Below are 22729 nucleotides of genomic sequence, written 5' to 3'. Positions count from 1 at the left end.
GGCGATGCCTGCCGTCGCGTCGCGTCGCGCGGCCGGCGCGTGACGCCGGTCGCGAACGGCCGGGCCCCGCGCCCCGGCATATCGATAATCAGGAGACACGATGAACAGCCAATCCCTCGACCTCGGCGGCCATGCCGGCGGACCTGAATCCGCGCGGCCGCCGGCCGCTTCAGCAGGCGCCGGCGCCGATGCAGCGGCCCTTCCCGGCCGCCGCGTCACGCTCGGCGATTTCATGGACGATCTGCCGGTCGGTGCGCTGCACCGGTTCGTCGTCTGGGTGATCGGCATCGGGCTGTTCTTCGACATGTACGAGATCTTTCTCGTCAGTACGATCGGCTCCGCGTTGCAGCACGAATACGGGCTGAGCCGGCAAAGCGCCGATTTCAAGCTATTGCTGGCGTCCGCGTTCATCGGCATGTTCGTCGGCGCGATGTGCCTCGGCAGCCTGGCCGACCGTATCGGCCGGCGCAAGGCGTTCCTGCTCACGCTCGGGTGGTACAGCGCGTTCTCGCTGGTCGGTGCATTTTCGGTGAACGCCGACATGCTCGTGGCATGCCGGTTCCTGACGGGCATCGGCGTCGGCGCGATCTATCCGGTCGCCGACAGCTTCCTGTCCGAAATCCTGCCGAAGGACAAGCGCGGGCGGCTCGCGGCGTGGGCCTACACGACTTCGTATGTCGCGGTGCCGCTCGTCGGCTTTCTCGCGCTGTGGCTGAACCCGCTGCAGGTGGCGGGCGTCGCCGGGTGGCGCATCATCCTCGCGATCGGCAGCCTCGGCGCCGTGTACGTGCTGTTCGTTCAGCACCGGCTGCCGGAAAGCCCGCGCTGGCTGCTCGCGCAAGGCCGCACGGCCGACGCGCACGCGGCGCTGCGGCGTTTCGCGGATAGCGCCGGCGTGCGCGTGCCCGAACACTTCGCGGCACCGGTCGAGCCGCAGCGGCCGCTCGGGCTCGGCGAGCGCATCGCGCTGCTGCGCCACCAACCGTACGGCGCGCGCTACGTGATGCTGGCGATCTTTCACCTGCTCCAGGGCTTCGGCTATTACGGATTCGGTACGCTGGCCGGCACGGTCGTGAAAAGCCGCGGTTTCGACGTGACGGACAGCACGCTGTTCATCGCGCTGTCGTTCATCGGTTACCCGATCGGTTCGCTGCTGTCGATTCCGCTGCTCAACTGGATCGAGCGCCGCACGCTCGTGATCGTGTCGATCCTGTCGATCGCGGTGTTCGGGCTGTGCTTCGCGTATTCGGGCAATACCGTGCTGATCGTCGGCTTCGGATTCCTGACGACGTGCGCGTCGAACGTGTTCAGCAACGCGTATCACGTGTACCAGGCCGAGATCTTCCCGGCGCGCGTGCGCTCGACGGCGATCGGCAGTACCTATGCGCTGTCGCGCATCGTCAGCGGCGCGCTGCCGTTCGTGCTGCTGCCGGTGCTCGGCCACTACGGCGCGGGCGCGATGTTCGGCGTGATCTCGGTCGCGCTTGGCATCGTCGCCGTCACGCTGCGCGTGCTCGGACCGCTGACCACGCGGCGCAGCCAGGACGACATCAATCCGGTTTGACGGCGATGTGGGGTATGGGAAGATGGCGCTCCTGAATGAGCGAGCCGGCGACGCCACCGCTACCGGCGGAACAAGAGGCCCAGCATAAGGACCGTACAGAACACCAGCCCCACCCACCCCTGGAATCGGGTGATTCGAACCATCGTGGCCGACATGATGTCTTCCGGAGACATGTTGTAAAAGAATTTGTACGACCATCGCCAGGCCTTCGATCTGCAATAGAAAGCCAATATCCGTTCCGGGAGAAATGCCATGATTGCGGATATCCCGATGCCATAAGTTACGCAGGCAAAGGCGATAATGATGCGGTAGCTCGATTCGTTCATTGGGCGGCCCCAGAACAACCTTTCGAGGAAATGAGCAGAACGTCTGAAACAGGCTCGAACGCGAACCGATGATCGCGTTCCCGGGCGCCCGCACCGAACCGTTTTAACCGCGGGCAGCTCCGCTTCACCGCGCCGACATGAAATCGAACAGCTTCGCGACGTCGGTCGTCAGCACGGTGCCGGCTTTCACGCCGACCCACAGCGTGCGCGTCGCCCACGCGTCGTCGAGCTTCACGACACCGAGCCGCGCCGCGCGTTCGCCGGTCACCGCATCGCGCGGCAACACGCCGATGCCGAGCCCGGCCTCGATCATCCGGCTCACACCGTCGAAATTCGATACCTGGATCCGCAGCTTCAGCGAGCGCTCCGCCGCGAACGCGGCGTCGGTCATGCGCGCGAGCAGCGAGCTGCCGTCGCTCAAGCCCACGTAGTCCTCGTCGAGCGTATCCGCGAAGCGGATGCCGTCGCGCGCGGCAAACCGGTGCGTGCGCGGCACGAGCAGCACGAGCTCGTCGCGCCGGTAGAGCCGCCGTTCGATGCCGGGCGCCGGCACGTTGTCCGCGAATACGCCGAGATCGGCCTTGCCCGACGCGAGCGCGTCGACGATCTCGTGACTCAGCCGCTCCTCGAGGCTGACCTTGATGCCGGGGTTGTCGGTGAGGAACGCGGCGAGATCGGCGGGCAGGAACTGGACGATCGCGGACGTGTTGGTCCAGACGTGGATATGGCCGCGCACGCCGGCGACGTAGTCGCTCATCTCGTGCGCCATCCGGTTGACCTGCTCGATCACCTTCGCCGCATGATCGAGCAGCGCGCGGCCCGCGGGCGTCAGCTCGACGCCGCGCGCATGCCGGACGAACAGCGCGCTGCCGGTCACGCTTTCGAGTTCGGCGATGCGCTTGCTGACCGCGGACAGCGTGAGCTGGCCGTGTTCGGCCGCCTTCGTCAGGCTGCCGTGCTCGGCGACGAGCGCGAACACGCGCAGCGACTGCAGATCGAAATGAAGCGGGTTCACCATGTCGTGGAATCCTGGAAGGCCGTGCGGGGTACGCCGCCATCGCGCCGGCCTGACGCCGATCATACGCCCGGCCGTGCGCGTGCGATACGGCGCGGCTAACGCGGCGCGATGGCGTGCAATGCGGCGAGCATCGCGCCGTCGGGTGTCGCGAGATCGTCGAGCACCGCGAAGTGCTGCATGCCGGGCAGCCACGTGCGGGCGATCCGCTCGCCGGCGGCTTCGCACGCCGTCGCGTATTCGTCTGCCTGTCGGACGAGTTCGGGCAGTTCGGCCTCGCCGACCGCCACGACGGTCGGGGCGCCGGGCCCGATGTGATGCAGCGGACTGTATGCGTCGACTTCGTGCGCGGTGAGTTGCAGCTTGTCGTTCAGGCAGCACAGTGCGATCGGTTCGAGATCGACGAGCGGGCTGATCGCAAGCGCCGACGCCACGGCCGGGTGCGCGCGATGCATCGCCGTCAGATGGCCGCCCGCCGAATGGCCGCTCAGATGGATCGGCCGCCCCGCGATGCCGAGGCCGTCGCGGTCGGCCGCGAGATGGTCGAGCAGCGCGCCGGTCTCGCCGACGATATCGGTCATCGTCGCGACCGGCGCGAGCGTGTATTCGGCGAGCACGACGTCGTAGCCGCGCGCGAGCGGTCCGCTCGCCGCATACGCGAAATCCTCTTTCGTGCAGTGCTGCCAGTAGCCGCCGTGGATGAACACGAACAGCGGCGCGTCGGGCTGCCCGCACGGCAGCCAGTCGAAACGCTGCGCGGGTTGCGCGCCGTAACGCAGGTCGCGGCGGCCGGGCGTCGCTGCGTACAGCGCCGCACTGCGCGCCTGGCATGACGCGAGCAATGCGGGGAAATCGGGAACGGCCTTCGTGTTCAGGTACGCGGCGTCGAGCGCCGCGCGGTCCATGCCGCGATAGAGGATCGTCATTCGGGAAGCGCCTGGATCGGGTTGCGGAAGCGCGCGGCACGGTCGTCCCGAGCGCGCGGCGAAGGCGGCGGCCTGGCCGACGCCGTTGCGCCATTATCCGCAGCGCGGCCGCGCGCGGCTATCCGGAATCGGCGGGCGCGGCGCGTGCCTGTCCGCTTTCGGCGAACGAATATGGCGGCGTGCGCGCAACCGCATCCGACGGGTCAGATCGGCTCGGAGATTTCGATCAGGTTCAGGTCGGGATCGCGCACGTAGATCGAACGGATCTTCTGCGTCGCGCCCGTGCGTTCGACGGGCCCTTCGACGATCGGCCAGTCGACGCGCCGCAGGTGCGCGATCACGTCGTCGAGCGGCACAGACGCGATGAAGCACAGATCGAGCGCGCCGGGCACCGGCACATGCGCTTTCGGCTCGAACTCCGCGCCGCGCACGTGCAGGTTGATCTTCTGGTTGCCGAACCGGAACGCGAGCCGGCCCGCGCCGAAGGTTTCGAGCTGCATCTGCAGCACCTCGGTGTAGAAATGCCGGGCCCGTTCCGGATCGACGCAGGTCAGCACGAGATGATCGAGGTGGTCAATCAGTGCCATGGAATTCGCTCCTGTTCCTGTGGTGGTTCATGATTCACGAGAAAGCGCGTTGCGCGAGCATGTCGCCGGCGTCGGCGCGCGGCGGCGGATGAAGGTCCGAGCGGCGGCCGGCCTTCAGGATCTGGCTCGGCACGTCGTGCCCGATCAGCGCGGGTAGCCGTGCCGACGCGGCGAGCACGGCTGCGAGGTCGATGCCCGTATCGTAGCCGTCGAGCTCGAGCATGTGCACCAGTTCCTCGGTGCACGCGTTGCCGGTCGCACCCGGCGCGTACGGGCAGCCGCCGAGCCCGCCGAGCGACGCGTCGAAGCGGTCGATGCCGGCGTCGAGCGCCGCCAGCGTGTTCGCGAGCGCCATCCCGCGCGTGTTGTGGAAGTGCAGCGTGAGCTGCAGCGCGCCGAAGCGCTCGCGTGCGCGGCGGGACAAATCGCGCACCTGCGACGGGAACGCCATGCCGGTCGTGTCGCACAGCGTGAAGCCGTGCACGCCGAGCTCCGCGAAGCGCTGCATCCATGCGAGCACCGTTTCGGCCGGCACGTCGCCTTCCATCGGGCAGCCCATCGCGGTCGACAGCGACACGTTGATCGCGACACCCGTGCCGCGCACGGCGTCGATCACGTCGCGCAATTGCGCGAACGACTGCTCGCGCGTCATCCGCAGGTTCGCGCGGTTGTGGCTTTCGCTCATCGACATCACGAGGTTCACCTCGTCGACACCGCACGACAGCGCGCGCTCGGCGCCGCGCACGTTCGGCACGAGCACCGTATAGACGACGCCCGGTGCGCGCGCGATGCCATGCATCACGGCTTCCGCGTCGCGCAGCGCGGGAATCGCCTTCGGCGACGTGAACGACGTGACCTCGATCTTCGCGTAGCCGCATGCGCTCAGCGCGTCGACGAGCGCGATCTTGTCGTCGGTGTCGACGAATGCCGCTTCGTTCTGGAAACCGTCGCGGGTCGCGACTTCGTGGAGATGGAGTCGGTGCGGATGCAGGTTCATGTCTTCGTTCCGGTGGCCGTTTCAGATCACGCCGCGCGTGCGCCAGTCGTCGCGCGTCGCCGCGTCGATGCCGAGCGATTCGAGTACCGCGTCGGTATCCGCGCCGAGTGCGGGCGCCGGCCGCTCGATGCGGCCGGGCGTCGCGTCGAGTTTCGGCACGATGCCCGGCACGAGCACCGGCGTGCCGTCGGGCAGCGCGGCGTCGACGATCATGTCGCGCGCGCGGTAGTGCGGATCGGCCGCGATGTCGGCCACGTCGTAGATGCGTCCGGACGGAATGCGCGCGTCGTTCAGTGCGGCGAGCACGTCGTCGAGGTCGTGGCGGGCGCTCCACTCGCCGATCGCCGCATCGATGCGCGCGACCTGCGCGACGCGTCCGTCGTTATGCGCGAGCGCCGGATCGTGGCCGAGATCGGGGCGGCCGATCAGCTCCATCAGGCGCCGGAAGATGCTGTCGCCGTTGCCGGCGATCAGCGCGTACTTGCCATCGCGGCAACGGTACGCGTTGGTCGGCGCGATGCCGGGCAGGCTGCTGCCGGCCGGCTCGCGCACCGCGCCGAACGCCGCATATTCGGGCAGCAGGCTTTCCATCAGGTTGAACACCGATTCGTACAGCGCGACGTCGACGACCTGCCCCTTGCCGCCCTGCTGCTCGCGATGGCGCAACGCGAGCAGCACGCCGATCACGCCGTGCAGTGCCGACAGCGAATCGCCGAGCGAGATGCCGACGCGCACCGGCGTGCGGCCCGGTTCGCCGGTCAGGTGGCGCAGCCCACCCATCGCCTCGGCGATCACGCCGAAGCCGGGGCGGTCGCGATACGGGCCCGTTTGCCCGAAGCCCGACACGCGCAGCATCACGAGCCTCGGGTTGATCGCGGACAGCGCGTCCCAGCCGAGCCCCCAGCCCTCGAGCGTGCCGGGCCGGAAGTTTTCGATCAGCACGTCGGTGTCGGCGACGAGGCGGCGCACGACGTCCTGCCCTTCGGGCGTGCGCAGGTCGAGCGTGAGCGAGGTTTTGTTGCGCGACTGCGCGGCCCACCAGACCGACGTGCCGTCGTGCAGCAGCCGCCATTTGCGCAGCGGATCGCCGACGCCGGGCGGCTCGACCTTGATGACGTCCGCGCCGAATTCGGCGAGCATCCGGCCCGCGAACGGCCCGGCGATCAGTTGGCCAAGCTCCAGCACGCGGATGCCGTCCAGGGGGCGTGTCATGACTGTCTCCGATGAAATCGTGTTGTCGATGACGGCGATCATGACCGCGTTCGCGCCCGGCGAAAATCGATCGATGGTCAACCAGCCTTTCCGAAACGGAAAGGTGCGCGTTGGCGCGAGCACGGCGGCGGCCATGTGCGAGGCGTCAGCCTTTCCTTGCGGGAAAGCGCGCTCGCGCAACGGTCAAACGACGGCGCGCGCGCCGCCGGCACAATCGATGCCGTTCCGCGCCACCGGCGCTTGCCAGCGAGACCCGCCATGTTTTCCGTTTCCTCTCCCGCGAAGATCGTGTTCCTCGACCGCGCGACGCTGTCGCCGCAGACGGTGCTGAAGCCGTTTCCGTTTCCGCACGCATGGCAGACGTTCGACCGGACGGCCGCGCACGAAGTCGCGGCGCGCATCCGCGACGCGGACATCGTCGTGACCAACAAGGTACGGCTCGACGCGACGGCCCTCGCCGGCGCGCGGCAGTTGCGGATGATCGCGATCGCGGCGACCGGCACCGACATCGTCGATCTCGATACGTGTGCGTCGCGCGGGATCGTCGTGAGCAATATTCGCGGCTATGCGGTGCGCACGGTGCCCGAGCACACGTTCGCGCTGATCTTCGCGCTGCGCCGCAGCCTCGTCGCTTACCGCGACGCGGTGCGCGCCGGGCGCTGGCTCGACAGCGGACAGTTCTGCTTCTTCGATCATCCGATTCGCGACCTGGCCGGGTTGACGCTCGGGATCGTCGGCGACGGCGTACTCGGGCGCGCGGTGGCCGCCATCGCGCGTGCGCTCGACATGCGGGTACTGTTCGCGGCGCACGGCGACGCAGCGGGTGACGGTCATGTACCGCTCGACACGCTGCTGCGCGACAGCGACGTGATCACGCTGCACTGCCCGCTCACGCCCGCGACGCGGCACCTGATCGACGCGCACGCATTCGCGCGGATGGCGCGCCGGCCGCTGCTGATCAATACCGCGCGCGGCGGGCTCGTGGACGAAAGCGCGCTCGTCGACGCATTGCAGTCGGGGCAGATCGCGGGCGCGGGGTTCGACGTGGTCACGCAGGAGCCGCTGCCGGCCGCGCATCCGTTTCACGCGATCCTGTCGCATCCGGCGTTCATCCTGACGCCGCACGTCGCGTGGGCGAGCGACGAGGCGATGCAGGCGCTGGCCGATCAACTGGTCGACAACGTCGCCGCGTTCGCCGACGGCGAGCCGCGGCACGTCGTGTGACACGTACAAACGGAACGGCCCCGCTCGATTGCTCGAAGCGGGGCCGACAGGATGCGGGGCTGCTTACGCCAGCGACCCGGCACGTAACGGGTTCGTGCATTCGCGCTGTCTTGCTGCGGGTTTCCGAATACGTGACGAGACGACTTCAGGGTATTCAGACCGGCAGTGATGTCGCGCAGGTCCGAAAAGCGGAAAGCACGCTCAGTAAGCGGACATCTCGACGCAAGGATCGACCTTGGACGGCGAGCAGATGACCGAGTACTTCGCGCTCTCGCGCATCAGCGCTTCGCCTTCGTGCAGCGCGATCTTGATCTCGGGGTGACGCTCGTACGCAAGGAAGGCCGAGCACACGACGGCGGACATCACGACGAGGGAAAACACAAATTTTTCAAGGGTTTGGAAACGTTCAGGCATGGTGTGGACCTTTCTCTCAGCCCGTAATTATACCTTGAGATAAGGGTTTTCCCTATAACCCTGCCCGCATACCGAGGATGCGTTCAAACGAGATGGAACCGAAGATTGCGCCCTTTTTTCAGGACATGCGGCCGGGGCGGCCGGCAAGGCCGAGGCGGGCTGGCTCGAGGACGAGAAAGCGGCTTGCCGCCGACGCGTTACCGGCCCGCTGCGTCACGTCACTCCGACGCCGACGCCGACGCACCGCTCGCCGCGTTGCCGGGCCACGCCTTGCCGATATGGTCGATCAGCGACTTCGCGGTACCCGTCACGAGCGCCGCGTCGACGCCCGACGTCTGCCACGAACCGTCGGCCGCCTTCACGAAGGTCAGGTTCGCGCGCGACGGCGAGTAATCGGCGTTGCGCCACGTGACCACGACGTCGCACGAATACGTGCGATCGCCGAGCTTCTTGCAGTCGCCGTCGGGTTTCGCCGACACGACGTCGGCCGATACGGGCAGCGGCTGGCCGAACAGCGCGTTCAGGCCGCCGTGGTTTTCCGCTTCGAGCGCGCGGCGCACGGCGGCGTCGACGTCGCTCGATCCGGGGCCGTCGTGAAGCAGGTTACAGGCGGCCAGCAGCGTCGAGGCGCCGGCGAGTGTCAGCAGCGTATGAAACTTCATGGATATCCGTCGATCGGGTGAACGCCGCGTAGTCTGCAACGTCCCCGGGTCGTGCGCGGTATCCATTTGTAACCAATTGCACGCTGCCCGGCGGCCCGGCGCGATCGTGCGACGCCCTCGCCTACTGCCGCTCCTGCTTCACGCGGCTCACGAGTTGCGTCGGGCTGACGAACTGCAGCGCGATCACGACCCATACGAGCGTGATGGCCATGTAGATCATCGCCATCGCGTCGATCGACTGCGGCGCGCGCACGCCGGTCGAGAACACCGCGTAATACAGCGCGACGACGAGCGTCTGCGTGCTCGGGCCCGCGGTGAAGAACGTCAGCTCGAACATCCCGATCGTGCGCACCAGCACGAGCAGCCCGGCCGCGAGCATGCCGGGCACCAGCAGTGGCAGCAGCACGTAGCGGAAATAGCGCCACGTGTTCGCGCCGAAGATGCGCGCGGCGGCTTCGAGGTTCGGATCGATCTGCTCGATGAACGGCGTCATCACGAGGATCACGAACGGCAGCGCCGGCACCAGGTTCGCGAGGATCACGCCCGGCAGCGTGCCCGCGAGTCCGATCTTGTACATCACGGTCGCCATCGGAATCCCGTACGTGACGGGCGGCACCATCAGCGGCAGCAGGAACACCAGCAGCGCGAAGCGCTTGCCGCGGAACTGCACGCGCGCGAGCGCATACGCGGCCGGCACGCCGAGCGCGATCGACAGCAGCACGACCGCGCCGACGACCTCGACGGTCACCCACAGCACGCTCGCGAGCTGGAAGTCTTCCCACGCCTTCGCATACCAGCGCAGCGTGAAGCCCTGCGGCAACGGCGTGCCGAACCAGCGCGTCGCGACCGAGTTCACCGCGACGGTCGCGATCAGCAGCATCACGTTCAGCAGGAAGAACGCCATCAGCCCCCAGACGAGCGCCTTCCATGCGCGGCCGGCGAGGTGGTTGTTCATCCGCTGCGGTTTTCCGGTGTCGACGGGCCGCGCGTCGGGCGCATCGTGTTTCGGCGGCCACGTGCGAGCGGCATGATTGTCGGTCGCCATCAGCCCTTGCCTCCCGTCACCGCGCCCGTATAGAAGAAGCGGCGCGCGCCGAGCATCGACGCGACCACCAGCAACTGCACGAAACCCATCACGATCGCGATCGCCGACGCGAGCGAATAGTCGTAGCTTTCGAACGCGGCTTCGGCGGCCGCGATCGAGATCACGCGGGTCGGCCCGGCGGGCGCGCCGAGCAGCACGGCCGACGGAAACACCGAGAACGCCTGCACGAACGACAGGCACGCGGCCATCGTGAGCCCCGGCACGAGCAGCGGCAGGTAGATCTGCCGGAACTGCTGCCACGGGTTCGCGCCGAGCGTCGCGGCCGCGCGCGCGAGCGTCGGGTCGATGCCGCTGATGTACGACAGCATCAGCAGGAACGCGAACGGAAAACCCGACACGATCAGCGACAGCAGCACGCCCCAGTAGTTGTGCGTGAGGCGCACTTCGTCGGTGTACAGGTGCAGCCCCTGCAGCGCCTGCGGGAACCAGCCGTTCGGCCCGAAATACGTGAGCATCCCGTCCGCGACGAGCACCGTGCCGAGCGTGACGGGAATCACGAGCAGCGTCGTGACGAATTTCTGGTACGGCGAATTGCGGCGCAGCGCGAACGCGACGGGCACCGCGATGCCGACGTTGAGCAGCGTCGCCGGCACCGCGAGCTTCAGCGTGACGAGCACGGTCGGCCACATCGCGGTGTCGGTGAAGAACTGCACGTAGTTCGCGAGCGCGCCGCCGCCGTTCGTCGCGTTCGTCGGCTGGAACGACAGCACGAGGCCGTACGCGAACGGATAGATGAACAGCGCGGCGATGAACGCGAGCGCCGGCGTGACGAGCCAGGCTTTCGCGTCGCGCGGCGCGCCGCCGGTCGCGAGCGTGCTCATGCGGCCTCCGGGCGCGACGTCGCCGCGCATGCCGGTTGGCGCAATCCGGTCATCGGACGTCTCCCGCATAGACCAGCGTGCGCGCCGGCGCGACGCGCAGCCGCAGCGGTTCACCTTCCGTGAACTCGCCGGCCATACGGGCCCAGACCGCACCGAACGGCGTGATCGCGCGGATCAGCGAGTCGCGGCCGCCGTATTCGACCGTCTCGACGGTCGCGTCGAACGCGTTGTCGGCAACGGCTTCCGCGCGCTCGATGTCGTCCGGACGCAGCGCGACCACGACCTCCTTCGCGTCGAAGCCGGCCATCGGCACACCGGTGAGGCGCACGCCGCCCGACGTGACGTTCACGTACTCGCCAGCCATTCCTGCGAGCGTAAACGGCAGCACGTTGCGATAGCCCATGAAGCGCGCGACATGCAGGTTGTGCGGGCGCGTGTAGACGTCCTTCGGCGACGCGACCTGCTGCACGACGCCCTCCTTCATCACGACGATGCGGTCGGCCATCGACAGCGCCTCGTCCTGGTCGTGCGTCACGTAGATCGTCGCGCGTTCGAGCTGCGTGTGGATGCGGCGGATCTCCGCGCGCATCTCGATGCGCAGCTTCGTGTCGAGGTTCGACAGCGGCTCGTCCATCAGCACGAGCGGCGGCTCGATCACGATCGCACGCGCGATCGCGACACGCTGCTGCTGCCCGCCCGACAATTGCCCGGGCAGCTTGCCCTCGTGGCCGACGAGTTGCACGAGTTCGAGCGCCTGCTGCGCGCGCCGCCGCGTTTCCTGTTTCGGCACGCCGCGCATCTTGAGGCCGAAGCCGACGTTGTCGAGCACCGACATGTGCGGAAACAACGCGTAGTTCTGGAACACCATCCCGAAACCACGCCGCTCGGGCGGCAGCACGTCGATGCGCACGTCGTCGAGCCAGATGCCGCCGCGCGTGAGCGGCTGCAGCCCGGCGATGCAGTTCAGCGCGGTTGATTTGCCGCAGCCCGACGGGCCGAGCAGCGCGATGAACTCGCCGCGCCGGATCTCGAGGTCGAGCCCGTTCAGCGCGGCGACCTGCGCGCCTTCCGTATTGGTGAAACTGCGGCATACACCGTCGAGCCGCAACCGTTCGAAACTGTGCTTCATTGCGCGAACTCCATCGACGCGGGCGCCGCGGCGCCCGCCGGTTCAGGCGTCATTTCGATTTTTGCGACCCGATCTCGCGATCCCATTTCTGGAACGCGGCGACCATCGCCTGCGCGTTGAGCGGCTGCACGTGCGGACGGTCGGCGAGCAGCTTCGCGTATTCGGGGCGGCCGAATTTCCTGATCACTTCCTGGCTGTGGGCGGGCGCCATTTCGAGCGTCACGCCCTTCACCGCCGGGCCCGGATAGAAGTAGCCGTCGTCGTAGGTCATCGCCTGCTGCGCCGGTTCGAGCAGGAAGTTCATCAGCTTGAACAGCACGTCCAGTTTTTCCTTCGGCACCCCCTTCGGGATCACCATGTAGTGCGCGTCGTTTACCCACGTCATGTTGTCGAACGCCTGGATCTTGAATTCGGCCGGCACGATGCCGAGCGCGCGCGGGTTGAGGTCCCAGCCGGTGACGGTCACGGTCATGTCGCGCGTGCCTTCGCCGAGCTCCTTCATCACCGCCGACGTGCCGCCCGGGTAATACGGCACGCAATCGTTCAACTGTTTCAGGAACGCCCAGGTCTTGTCCCAGCCGTTGATCGGGTCTTGCGGATTCTTGTCGCCGAGCACGTACGGCAGCCCCATCAGGAACGTGCGGCCGGGGCCCGAATTCGCCGGGCGCGCATAGATCAGCTTGTTCGGGTGCGCCTTGCACCACGCGAGCAACTGGTCGGGCGTCTTCGGCGGGTCGCTGACCTTCGCCGGGTTGTATTCGAGCAGCGGGCCGGCCGGCATGTAGGTGACTTCGAGGCCGTAGCCCTGCGCGAGATCCTGCATCTTGCGCGGGCCCGGCGCGTACTTGTCGAGCACGCCGGGGAGCGCCCCCGCGTTGTCGGGCAGGAGCTTTTGCCACAGGTTCTGCTCGATGCCGGCGGCCAGCGCGTCGGTGCCCGTCAGCACGAGGTCGATGTCGGAGCGCCCCGCCGCCTGCATCGCCTTGATCTTGCCCGGCAACTGCGGCGCGGGCGCATTCGTGAACGTGACGTTCGACACGAGGGTCGGGTTCTTCTCCTTGAACGCCTCGATGGCCTTCTGCGTGAGCTGTAGGTTGCCGGCCACGTCGACGATGTTCAGCGATACGGGGGCCGCCACGGCCGCGGCGGCCGACAGCGTGAAGCCCAGGGCGAGTGCGATCCGGCGGACACGGCGAGCGATCGGGGTGGTGTTCATGTCTCCTCACTTCGGTCGGTGGATGGGACCTTTCTTGTCAGGAAATCATGACGGCGTTATACGATGTCGGTCAACAAAAAACCACGGATTGCGGGGCGGGACTTTCCCTGACAAAAACCTTCCGTTTGTTAAGGAATTGTGTGGCGACCGGCTTGCCGGGGATCGTGGGGTCGCGTGGTGCGGCGTGTTAAGACGTCGTATCTCAGCGCATGGCGAAACGGTATCGCGTCGGGTCGCATGGCGCCCAGGGCGGCCCCCGGCAGGCGCGCGCCGCCCCGGTCGGGCCGGCGCACGGCGGATGGATCTTCCGTCAGGCCGCGCGAAGCGTCGCCACTTCCCCGATCCACCGCTCCGCATCGTGCCACTCGCCGTAGCCGGATGCCGGGTTCAGGTGCCCGACCTCGCCGAGATCGACGAGCCGGCTGCCCCACCCGGCCGCCAGCGTCTCGACGCGTTCGAAGCGCGCGAGCGGATCGTTGCGGCTCGCGGCGACGATGCTCGGAAACGGCAGCGGCCCGGTCGGCACCGGGGTCCAGCCGTGCGCGGCGAGCGCGCCGGGCGTCGGATAGCCTGCGGGCATCGGCGTATCGAGATCGGCCGGCGCCGCGAGCAGCGCCCCGTGAATCGCGCGAGTGGCCTGCCGCGCCCAGTGCACGACGATCATCACGCCCGCGCTGTGTGCGACCAGCATCACCGGCCCGTCGATCGCGGCCAGCGCCGCATCGAGTGCCGCGACACGCGCGGCGCGGCTCAGCTTGTCGGCGTCGAGCGGCGCGACGGAGCGTGCGTTCGGCAGACGTCGTTCGAGATGCGTCTGCCAATGGTCTTCGACGTGATCGCGCAAGCCGGGCACGATCAGGATGGTGGGGGCGGTCGCCAGGGTCATGCAGCCTCCAGGAAGCGGTCAGGAAGAAGGTTCAGGACAGTCGTGTCGCGCGCCGTTCGCGTTCGACGCGCGCGAGATCGGCCGCATAGCTCGCGCGTCCGATCGCGAACAGCACGGCCGCCGCGAGCGGCACGGCCGGAATCCATTGCAGTGCGTCGACGAGCCCGGCGCGATCGGCCGCCCATCCCGTCAGCAGCGGACCCGGCGCCATGCCGAGCAGGTTGTTCGCGAGCGTGAGCGTCGCGAACGCCGACGCGTGGATCGCGGCCGGCGTGAGGTTCGCGACCATCGCGCCCGATGCGCCGGACGCGCCCGCGCCGACCAGCATGCCCGCGCAGATCAGCGCGAGCTGCGGCGGCCCGGGCGGCAACCGGAACGCGACCGCGAGACACACGCCGGTGAGCACGCAATACGTGATCGCGGTCAGCCATTTGCGCGAGCCGTCGGCCCGGCCGACGCGGTCGGTGACGATGCCGCAGCCGACCATCCCGACGCCCGCGAGCAGCACGAAGCCGGCCGCAAGCACGGCCGCGCGGTCGGGCGCCATCGCGTAGTAGCGGTTCAGGTAGCTCGGCAGCCACGCGAACAGCGCGCCCGGCACGAACAGGTGCAGCCCGCTGCCGAGATACGCGCAGATCACCGAGCGCGACGCGAACAGTCCCGACATCAGCGCCCGCACGCTGCCGCGCAGATCGCGCGGCGCGTCGGCCTCGCGCCGGCACGATTCGACGCGGTACGCGGCGAGCCGCCGCTCGGTCACGACGCAGCGGTACGCGACGAGCAGCACGATGCCGAGCGCGGCCATCACGCCGAACGACCAGCGCCAGCCGAGATGCGCGCCGACCAGCCCGCCGAGCGCCATCCCGAACACCGAACCGAATGCGCCGCCGGCCATGAATGCGCCGGTGAGCGTCGCGCGCAGCCGGGCCGGAAAGATGCTGAGGATCAGCGCGACGCCGACGCTGCCGTACGCGGCTTCGCCGAGCCCGACGAGGCCGCGCGCGACCAGCATTTCCGCGTAGCTGGTCGACAGCGCGCAGCCGAGCGTCGCGACGCTCCACAACGCGGCCATCAGCACGATGCTGCGCACGCGCCCGAAATGGTCGGCGAGCACCGACAGCGGAAACGTCAGCAGCCCGACCAGCAGCGCGACGACGCCGGACAGCGAACCGAGCTGCGTGTCCGACAGCGCCCATGCGTGCTTGAGCAGCGGAAACACCGCGTTGAGCACCTGCCGCGACATGTAGTCCGACAGCAGCAGCCCGACGGTCAGCCCGAACACGAGCCACGCATACGCAGGCGCGCGCCGCTCGGTGGCCGTCCGGTCCTGCAGCGACGGCTCGATGTGATGAATCAACATGCGTGTCTCCTCCGGCACCGGGGCGGCAATGCGCCGGCGCGGCTTGCGCGGCCCCGCTCCGTGTCCCGGAGCTAGCCCTCGCGCGTCGCGCGAGGATGGGTGCCGCGCCACCTCGATCGGCGGGCGGCGCTCGCGGCCGCCCGGGGCGCTGCGCGTCAGGCCGCGCGCAGCGGCACGCTCACCTGGCCCGGCCGGCGGTTCGGCGCCATCCCGAGCTGCGCGAGCGTTTCGTCGACGCCGTCGTACTGCACGCCGATCCGGTAGATCGCCTTCGCCTCCTTGCCGGTCGCGATCTCGCGGCCGAGTTCGCGGGCGATCCGCACGCACTGCTCGACCTGCTGCACCGACGTCATCCGGTTGCCCTTCTGGTCGATGATCGTGTCCTCGATCCCGCAGCGCGGATGCAGGCCGAGCGCCATCGCGACCGTGTTGATCGGCAGTACGTTCTTCATCAGCGATTCGAGCGTGATGCAGGCGCCGTCCGGGCAGCGCCGCACGAATTCCATGAAGTTGTACGGATTCGGGCCGTCGAAGCCGCCGCCGATGCCGACCCACGTGACGTTCAGCGGGCCGCGATAGACGCCGCGCCGGATGATCCGTTCGAGCGTTTCGAGCGCATGCATGCCGGTCAGCTGGAAATGCGGCTGGATGCCGGCCGCCTGCAGGCGGCGCAGGTGTTCGTCGACCCAGCCGGGGCCGGCGGGCACCGTCATCTCGCGATAGGCGTCCCACAGCGCGGCCTCGTTCAGCGACGTGCCGGCGATGTCCTTGCGGCTCATCAGCTCGGTGATGTTCATCTGCACGGTGTTGATCGCGACCGTCACCTGGTCGGGCTTCGGCGTCAGCTCGGCGAGCATGTGGCGCGTGTCGTCGGACAGCCATTTCGCTTCGGCGCCGTCGCCTTCCGGCGCGAACGAGATCGAGCCGCCGACCTGCAGGATCATGTCCGGCACCGCTTCGCGCAGCCGGCCGAGCAGTTCGTTGAATTTCGACAGCCGCTTGCTGCCCTTGCCGTCGAGTTCGCGCACGTGCAGGTGCAGCACGGTCGCGCCTGCGTTGTAGCAGTCGACGGCCTTCTGCACGTGCTCGTCCATCGTCACCGGAATGTCTTCCGGAAAATCGGCGGGCATCCATTCGGGGCCGTACGGCGCGACCGTGATGACCACCTTGTCCTGGTTTTCCGGGTGCAGCGAATCGTCGAGAAATTGCATGTCGTCCTCCAGTGGGAATCGTTGTGGTTCGGGCGTACGAGGCCGTACCGGCGTGCGTACCCCGCCACGCCGGGCGGCGAGCCCGGCGCGTCGTGTCTCGGGTGGCGAATCGATCGGCGCGCGGTGGCGCTCAGAACGGCACGTCGCCGACGATGCCCGCGCGCTCCATCCGGCGCACGCACGGCGGGTAGTCCATCACCGCGTAATGCTGCGTGCTGCGGTTGTCCCAGATCGCGACGCTGTTCTTCTTCCAGCGCCAGCGCACCTGGTATTCGGGGATATAAGCCTGGCTGATCAGGTACTGCAGCAACTGGCCGGCGCCGGGGTTCGCGTCCTGCCCGTAGCGCACGCGCGCCGGCGTGTGGAAGTTCGTGAAATGCGTGGCGAACGCATTCACGTACAGCACCTTCTCGCCGGTTTCCGGATGCGTGCGCACGACCGGATGCTCGGCGTCCGGATACTGCGCCTTCAGCGCGAGGCGCTTGTCGACCGGCATCGCCGCGCCGAAGCTCGCCTCGATGCTGTGACGCGCGCGCAAGTCGGCGATCTGCTGCTTCACGTGGTCCGGCAGGCGCTCGTACGCGAGCACCATGTTCGCCCACATCGTGTCGCCGCCAACCGGCGGACCCTCGATGCAGCGCAGCACGCAGCCGAACGGCGGCGCCACGCGCCAGCTCGCATCGCTGTGCCACGCATTCTCGTAGCGGTCGTTCGGCTGGTCGGGCGACTTGTAGATCCGCACGAGCCCGGGGTGCTCGGGGTCGCTGCCGGCGACCGGATGATCCTCGAGCTCGCCGAAGCGCCGCGCGAACGCGACGTGCTCGGCGCGCGTGATGTCCTGGTCGCGCAGGAACAGCACGCGATGCCGCAGCAACTGCGCGCGGATCTCGGCGAACAGGCCGTCGTCGTGCACGGCGTCGGCGAGGCTCACGTCCAGCAGTTCCGCACCGATCGCGCAGGTCAGGGGTTCGACTCGCATGCGCGCCTCCTCAGACGATGAACACCGACGAACCGGTCGTCTTGCGCGATTCGAGATCGCGGTGCGCGTGCGCGGCGTCCTGCAGCGCATAGCGCTGGTTGATCTCGATCCTGATGCGGCCGGCCGCGACGTGCGCGAACAGCTCGCCGGCCAGGTCGTTCTTCTCGGCCGGATCGGCGATGTAGTCGGCCAGCGCCGGGCGCGTCAGGTACAGCGAGCCCTTCATCGCGAGACGCTGCGGATCGAACGGCGGGATCGGGCCCGACGCGGTGCCGACGCACACCATCAGCCCGCGCCGCTTCAGCGAATCGAGCGAGCCTTCGAAGGTGTCCTTGCCGACGCTGTCGAACACGACGTCGACACCGGCGCCGTCCGTCAGTTCGCGCACGCGCTTCGCGACGTCCTCGCGGCTGTAGTCGATCGTGTGGTCGCAGCCGTGCGCGCGGGCGATCGCGGCCTTGTGTTCGCTGGAGACGGTGCCGATCACGTTGAGCCCGAGCAGCTTCGCCCACTGCGACACGATCAGCCCGACGCCGCCGGCGGCCGCATGCAGCAGGATCGTGTCGCCCGGCGCGAACGCATGGATGCGGCGCAGCAGGTAGGCCGACGTGAGGCCGCGCATCGTCATCGCGGCAGCCGTTTCGCACGCGATGCCGGCCGGCAGCCGGACGAGCGGCGCGGCGGGGATCAACCGTTCGGTGCTGTACGCGCCCAGCGTGTTCAGGAAGCCCGTGTAGGTCACACGGTCGCCGACGGCGACGTTCGTCACGCCGGGGCCGACGGCCTCGACCACGCCGGCCGCCTCGACGCCGATGCCGGCCGGCAGCGGCACCGGATACAGGCCGCTGCGGAAATACGTGTCGGCGAAGTTCAGGCCGACCGCCTCGTGCCGCAGGCGTACCTGGCCGGCGCCCGGATCGCCGACGTCGACCGCCTCCCAGCGCAGCACGTCGGGGCCGCCGGTTTCGTGGAATCGCACTGCATGTGCCATCTTGTTCTCCGTCAATCGTCAGTCCGATGCGCGTCGCGCATCGGCGGGTTCGTTCGTGTCCGGCGTCGTCGCGGGTGCGTTGTCCGCCGGGGGTTCGTCCAGTCCGGTCCAGTCGGCGTCGCCGAGGTAGCGCCGCGCGGCCGGGAAAATCACGCCTTCGATTCGCCCCATCTGCTCGAACGCGCCGTGCGCATAGCGGGCCAGCGCGGCGTCGAACGCGGCCGACGGCAGCCCGTCTTCGGCGAGCCGCGCGAGCGCGCCGAGGGCGTGCGTGTCGCGCTGGCGCTGACGGTCGAGTTCGTCCAGTTCGGCCGCGACGCACTCCGCACGGACGCGCAATGCCGCGAAGAGCCGCGCTTCGGTGGCCGTGCCGAACCGGGCGTTCTGCAGCGCGGCGAGCGCAGCCAGCGCGCGCCGTGCGTCGGCCGCTTGCCGATGCGGCTCGTTCGTCGCGTCGCCAAGCGCCGCCAGCGCGTGCAGCAGCCCACCGGCCATGCGATGCGCATCGAGGCAGCGCGCGATCACGCGCGCCGCGGCGGGCGCCCGCCGCGACGGGCAGACGAGCACCGGCACGCCGCTCGTCGCGAGCAACTGCCGTCGCTGCGCGCGGGCCACCGCATCGGCGTCGGGCGGCAGCGCCGCGACGCCGATCAGGTCGCAGCCGAGTTCGCCGGCCAGCACGCCCGGCGACGCGTCGCCGGCCCCCGGATGGCCGGCCCCCGGATGGCCGGCCCCCGCGATCCCATGGGACAGGCCCTGCGCCCGCGCGGCGGCTTCCACTTTCGCACCGTGTCCGGGCAGCCGCGCTCCGGATAAACGCGAGTCCGGCGTGGCGGCGGGCAGCACGAACGTGACCCGCGCGCCGACCGCGCGCGCCAGTTCGAGCGCGTCGCCGATCGCGTCGATGCCGCCGGGCGCGTCGTCGACCGTCACGAGCAGATGGCGGTACATCGTGTCGCTCCGCTCAGCCGGCGGTCGGCGCGCTACGCGTCGCGCCGGTCGATACGATCTTCATGGGTGCCCTCCTCGTGGCGTTCGTCATGCATCGGAACCCATGCTATCGACGCCGCGCCGGGGCGGCCCCACTCGTCGCGGGGGGGATTGACGCACGAACGCGGTTCGACCGATCCTTGCCGCACGCCCACCCCGGACGCTGGCCCGCACGGCCCCACCGGACTCCACTGCTGCCCCGATGGCCCACCCACCCGATCGCGCCGACGCGCCCCCCACCGAACTGGTCCTGAAGACGACCGCGCCGCGCGTGCCGGCGCAGTTGCTCGCGCGCGCACGGCTGAGCCTCGCCGCGCCGGCGTTCGACGGCCGCCCGGTCACGCTGGTGCAGGCGCCGGCCGGTTACGGCAAGACCTCGCTGCTCGCGCAATGGCGCCGCGAAACCGTCGCGCTCGGCCGCGCGGTCGTGTGGCTGTCGGCCGACGAGCGCGACGACGCGCCGCGGCTGCTGCAGGGGCTCGTGCAGGCGGTGCGGACCGGCTGCGCGCGGCCCGGTTTCGGGCGGCTGATCCCGGCCGGCGCGGCGCGTGCGCTCGACGGCCTGACCGCGTGGCTGGCCGAGGTCGCGCAACTGTCGATGGAGGCGCTGCTGATCGTCGACGACGCGGAGCGGCTGCCGCCCGCCGGCCTCGACGCGCTCACCTACGTGCTGCACAACGCGCCGCAGAACCTGCATGTCGTCGTCGCCGCGCGACGCGGGCTCGATCACGCGGCCGGCGACCTGCTCGCGGGCGGCCAATGCACGCTGGCGGGCGCCGACTGGCTGCGTTTCACGCTCGACGAGACGATCGCGCTGGTCGGCGCGCGCTTCGCGCAACGGGTGGATGCCGACGCGTGCGCGCGGCTGTTCGAGCGCGTCGACGGCTGGCCGCTCGGGCTGCAGCTCGCGATGGCCGCGATGGCGCGCTCGGCCGATCCGCGCCAGGCGGTCGACGCGCTCGCCCAACGGGTGGACGGCACGCGCGACCGGCTCGTCGAGCTGTTGCTCGCGAACCTGTCGGCCGACGACACCGCGTTCCTGACGCGCACGAGCGTAGCCGATCGGCTGCATCCGTCGCTGTGCTCGGCGTTGCTCGACGACGTGCACGCGTCCGAGCGCCTCGCGCGGCTCGCCCGCGACACGCCGCTGTTCACCGCGTCGGACGATTCGGACTGGTGCCGGCTGCACCCGCTCGTGCGCGACACGCTGCGCGATCGGCTGGCTGCGCGTCCCGACGCCGAGCGCAGCACGCTGCACGCCCGCGCGGCCGCCTGGCTCGACACGCACGGGATGACCGAGGAAGCCGCGCGCCACGCGTACGCGGCCGGCCAGTTCGAGACCGCGTACGCGCTCGCGCAGCGCTGTCTCGAGGATGCGATCAAGCAGGGCCGCATCAACGACGTGCTCGACTGGCTCGCGCTGCTGCCCGATACGGAGCTCGACAAGCGCCCGACGCTGCGGATCGCGGTCGCGTGGGCGCTGGCGCTCGGCGAGCGCCATGTCGAGGCGCAACGTCAGATCGCGGGCATCCTGGCCGACGACGGCACGCCGGCCGCGATGCGCTACGAATGCGCGCTGATCCTCAGTGCGGCCGCGTATTACGCCGACGAGATCGACCGCTTCGTCGCGCTGTTCGAGCCGTGGGCCGACTTCATGCCGCCGGCGGCGACGTGGCTCGCGCAAATGCACGCGAACCGGCTGTCGGCGCGCGCGATCATCGTCGGCGAACCGGCGCAGGCGCGCCGGTTCCAGCAGGCGGCGCCACGCGGCGAGACGGCGGCCGGGTTCGGCTACGTCGCGCGCTGGGGCGAGCTGATCACCGGCCTGACCTACCTGCGCGAAGGCCAGATCCGGCTCGCGGACGACGTGCTGTCGCCGGCGCTGGCGCGCGCGGAAGCCGATCTCGGGCGGCGCCATCCGCTGACCTGCATGCTCGCGGCGATGTGCGCGGCGCTCGCGTACGAGGCCGATCGCGTCGACCAGGCCGCCGCGTTGCTCGCGAACCGGCTCGACGTGCTCGAACACGCGGGCACGCCCGACACCGTGCTGCTCGGCTATCGCACGGCCGCGCGCATCGCGTTGCTGCGCGGCGTCGAGCATCGCGCGATCGATTTGCTGGAGGCGCTCGACGCGATGGGCGTTGCCCGCCGGCTGCCGCGCCTGTCGGTCGCGAGCCTTGCCGAGCAGGTGCGCATTCACGCGGCGCGTTACCGCGAGGCAACCTGCCATGCGCTGGTCGAGCGGATCGACACGATCGCCGCGGTTGAATTTCCGGCGCACGGGCCGCTGTGGCGGCGCCCCGTCGTGCTGCTGCAGGCGAGCGCGCATGCGTACGCGGCGCTCGCCGCGCGCCGCTGGGACGACGCCTGTGCGGCGCTCGACGAAGCCGCCGTGCTGGCCCGCGAAATGAGCATGGGCCGCGAGCGCATCGAGATCATGGCGCTCAGCGCGTTCGCGCTCGAACAGTCGGGGCGCGGCGGCCGTGCGCTGCTCGACGAGGCGATGAACCTCGCGGACATGTTCGGGCTCACGCGCACGCTCGCCGACGCGCATCCGGCCGTTGCCGACTGGGCGCGCCGCGCCGGCGACGAGGCGGCCGCCGGCGACGGCCCCGCGCGGCACGCGCTGCCGCAGCCGCGCATCGTGCCGCCGGCCCCGCGCGGCGCGGCGAGCCCGCGCGCGGTGCCGAGCGTCGTGCTGACGCCGAAGGAGCGCGCGATCCTCGAGCTGCTCGCGCGCAACCTGTCGAACAAGGAGATCGCGGTCGCGCTCGCCGTCGGCGAGGAAACCGTGAAATGGCACCTGAAGAACCTGTTCGGCAAGCTCGACGCCAGCTCGCGCAAGCATGCGGTGCGCCGCGCGCTGGTGCTCGGGCTGCTCGAAAGCGCGCCCTGATGCCGGCCTGAACCCGTCGCCCGCGGCTGCGCAGTCGCCTGTCCATCCCCGTTTCGATTCTCCGCAACCCTGCCCCCCGCGCATGGGGGGGAGCGGCCGCCCGTCGTTGCGTAGTCTTTCCGCACGGCTCGCGGCGGCGCGCATGTCGCGCGTTCCCGCCTGCCCCGCTGCTTCCCCGCTTCACCCGGCCGGGCTCGATCCCGTCCGGTCCATGACGA

The 22729-nt window shown here is 69.5% G+C and carries 20 protein-coding genes; 3 read left to right on the top strand and 17 right to left on the bottom strand.

Annotation, left to right across the window (positions count from 1 at the left end):
* The first annotated feature begins 100 nt into the window (after window positions 1–100).
* Window positions 101–1564, top strand: a complete 1464-nt coding sequence (locus DTA15_RS00325) for an MFS transporter (protein ID WP_006483579.1) — start codon at window positions 101–103, stop codon at window positions 1562–1564.
* Between the two features lie 450 nt (window positions 1565–2014).
* Here DTA15_RS00325 and DTA15_RS00315 read toward each other — a convergent pair whose 3' ends face one another.
* The 5 genes from DTA15_RS00315 to DTA15_RS00295 form a co-directional block, all read right to left on the bottom strand.
* Window positions 2015–2908, bottom strand: a complete 894-nt coding sequence (locus DTA15_RS00315) for a LysR family transcriptional regulator (RefSeq protein ID WP_006483569.1) — start codon at window positions 2906–2908, stop codon at window positions 2015–2017.
* Between the two features lie 95 nt (window positions 2909–3003).
* Window positions 3004–3831, bottom strand: coding sequence for an alpha/beta hydrolase (locus DTA15_RS00310; protein ID WP_006483585.1), 828 nt, complete (start codon window positions 3829–3831; stop codon window positions 3004–3006).
* A 203-nt stretch (window positions 3832–4034) separates the two neighbouring features.
* The gene (locus DTA15_RS00305) at window positions 4035–4418 is read right to left on the bottom strand and encodes a VOC family protein (RefSeq protein WP_006483580.1); all 384 of its coding nucleotides are present in this window, start codon (window positions 4416–4418) and stop codon (window positions 4035–4037) included.
* Window positions 4419–4452: 34 nt separating this feature from the next.
* Complete coding sequence (locus DTA15_RS00300; RefSeq protein ID WP_006483584.1) at window positions 4453–5415, bottom strand: hydroxymethylglutaryl-CoA lyase; 963 nt, start codon at window positions 5413–5415, stop codon at window positions 4453–4455.
* 21 nt (window positions 5416–5436) lie between these two features.
* A complete protein-coding gene (locus DTA15_RS00295) occupies window positions 5437–6627 on the bottom strand; it encodes a CaiB/BaiF CoA transferase family protein (protein WP_012492624.1) in 1191 nt (396 codons plus the stop codon).
* Between the two features lie 258 nt (window positions 6628–6885).
* Between DTA15_RS00295 and DTA15_RS00290 the strand changes: the two genes are divergently transcribed.
* Window positions 6886–7851, top strand: a complete 966-nt coding sequence (locus DTA15_RS00290; RefSeq protein WP_006483568.1) for a D-2-hydroxyacid dehydrogenase — start codon at window positions 6886–6888, stop codon at window positions 7849–7851.
* Window positions 7852–8052: 201 nt separating this feature from the next.
* Here DTA15_RS00290 and DTA15_RS00285 read toward each other — a convergent pair whose 3' ends face one another.
* The 12 genes from DTA15_RS00285 to DTA15_RS00230 all read right to left on the bottom strand — a co-directional run bounded on the left by DTA15_RS00285 (window position 8053) and on the right by DTA15_RS00230 (window position 19576).
* On the bottom strand, window positions 8053–8265 hold the full coding sequence (locus DTA15_RS00285; RefSeq protein ID WP_006497261.1) for a hypothetical protein: 213 nt from the start codon (window positions 8263–8265) through the stop codon (window positions 8053–8055).
* Window positions 8266–8483: 218 nt separating this feature from the next.
* Window positions 8484–8927 carry a hypothetical protein gene (locus tag DTA15_RS00280; RefSeq protein WP_006483570.1) on the bottom strand — a complete coding sequence of 148 codons (444 nt, stop codon included), beginning with the start codon at window positions 8925–8927 and terminating at the stop codon, window positions 8484–8486.
* A 121-nt stretch (window positions 8928–9048) separates the two neighbouring features.
* Entirely contained in the window at window positions 9049–9972 is a 924-nt protein-coding gene (locus tag DTA15_RS00275; RefSeq protein WP_006483582.1) for an ABC transporter permease, read from the bottom strand.
* On the bottom strand, window positions 9972–10853 hold the full coding sequence (locus DTA15_RS00270; RefSeq protein WP_006483578.1) for an ABC transporter permease: 882 nt from the start codon (window positions 10851–10853) through the stop codon (window positions 9972–9974). The genes DTA15_RS00275 and DTA15_RS00270 overlap by 1 nt, the downstream gene beginning before the upstream one ends.
* 49 nt (window positions 10854–10902) lie before the next feature.
* Window positions 10903–11982, bottom strand: a complete 1080-nt coding sequence (locus DTA15_RS00265; RefSeq protein ID WP_006483571.1) for an ABC transporter ATP-binding protein — start codon at window positions 11980–11982, stop codon at window positions 10903–10905.
* A gap of 49 nt (window positions 11983–12031) precedes the next feature.
* Window positions 12032–13198 carry an ABC transporter substrate-binding protein gene (locus DTA15_RS00260; RefSeq protein ID WP_006483573.1) on the bottom strand — a complete coding sequence of 389 codons (1167 nt, stop codon included), beginning with the start codon at window positions 13196–13198 and terminating at the stop codon, window positions 12032–12034.
* A 310-nt stretch (window positions 13199–13508) separates the two neighbouring features.
* A complete protein-coding gene (locus DTA15_RS00255; protein ID WP_006483577.1) occupies window positions 13509–14084 on the bottom strand; it encodes an RBBP9/YdeN family alpha/beta hydrolase in 576 nt (191 codons plus the stop codon).
* Between the two features lie 31 nt (window positions 14085–14115).
* Window positions 14116–15444 carry an MFS transporter gene (locus DTA15_RS00250; protein ID WP_006483575.1) on the bottom strand — a complete coding sequence of 443 codons (1329 nt, stop codon included), beginning with the start codon at window positions 15442–15444 and terminating at the stop codon, window positions 14116–14118.
* 155 nt (window positions 15445–15599) lie between these two features.
* On the bottom strand, window positions 15600–16655 hold the full coding sequence (locus tag DTA15_RS00245) for a beta-keto acid cleavage family enzyme (RefSeq protein ID WP_006490885.1): 1056 nt from the start codon (window positions 16653–16655) through the stop codon (window positions 15600–15602).
* Between the two features lie 130 nt (window positions 16656–16785).
* Window positions 16786–17634, bottom strand: a complete 849-nt coding sequence (locus tag DTA15_RS00240) for a TauD/TfdA dioxygenase family protein (protein ID WP_006490883.1) — start codon at window positions 17632–17634, stop codon at window positions 16786–16788.
* A 10-nt stretch (window positions 17635–17644) separates the two neighbouring features.
* A complete protein-coding gene (locus tag DTA15_RS00235) occupies window positions 17645–18625 on the bottom strand; it encodes a quinone oxidoreductase family protein (protein WP_006490884.1) in 981 nt (326 codons plus the stop codon).
* An 18-nt stretch (window positions 18626–18643) separates the two neighbouring features.
* Window positions 18644–19576: a universal stress protein gene (locus tag DTA15_RS00230; RefSeq protein ID WP_012492621.1), complete on the bottom strand. Its 933-nt coding sequence runs from the start codon at window positions 19574–19576 to the stop codon at window positions 18644–18646.
* Window positions 19577–19817: 241 nt separating this feature from the next.
* Here DTA15_RS00230 and DTA15_RS00225 point away from each other — a divergent pair, with 241 nt between their 5' ends.
* Window positions 19818–22511, top strand: coding sequence for a winged helix-turn-helix domain-containing protein (locus DTA15_RS00225; RefSeq protein ID WP_012492620.1), 2694 nt, complete (start codon window positions 19818–19820; stop codon window positions 22509–22511).
* Window positions 22512–22729: the final 218 nt, after the last annotated feature.

The sequence above is a fragment of the Burkholderia cenocepacia genome (genome assembly GCF_900446215.1).
In the GTDB taxonomy this organism is placed as follows: Bacteria; Pseudomonadota; Gammaproteobacteria; order Burkholderiales; family Burkholderiaceae; genus Burkholderia; species Burkholderia cenocepacia.
Note: the sequence above shows the minus strand (reverse complement) of the source record. Positions and strands in the feature narration are given on the sequence as shown.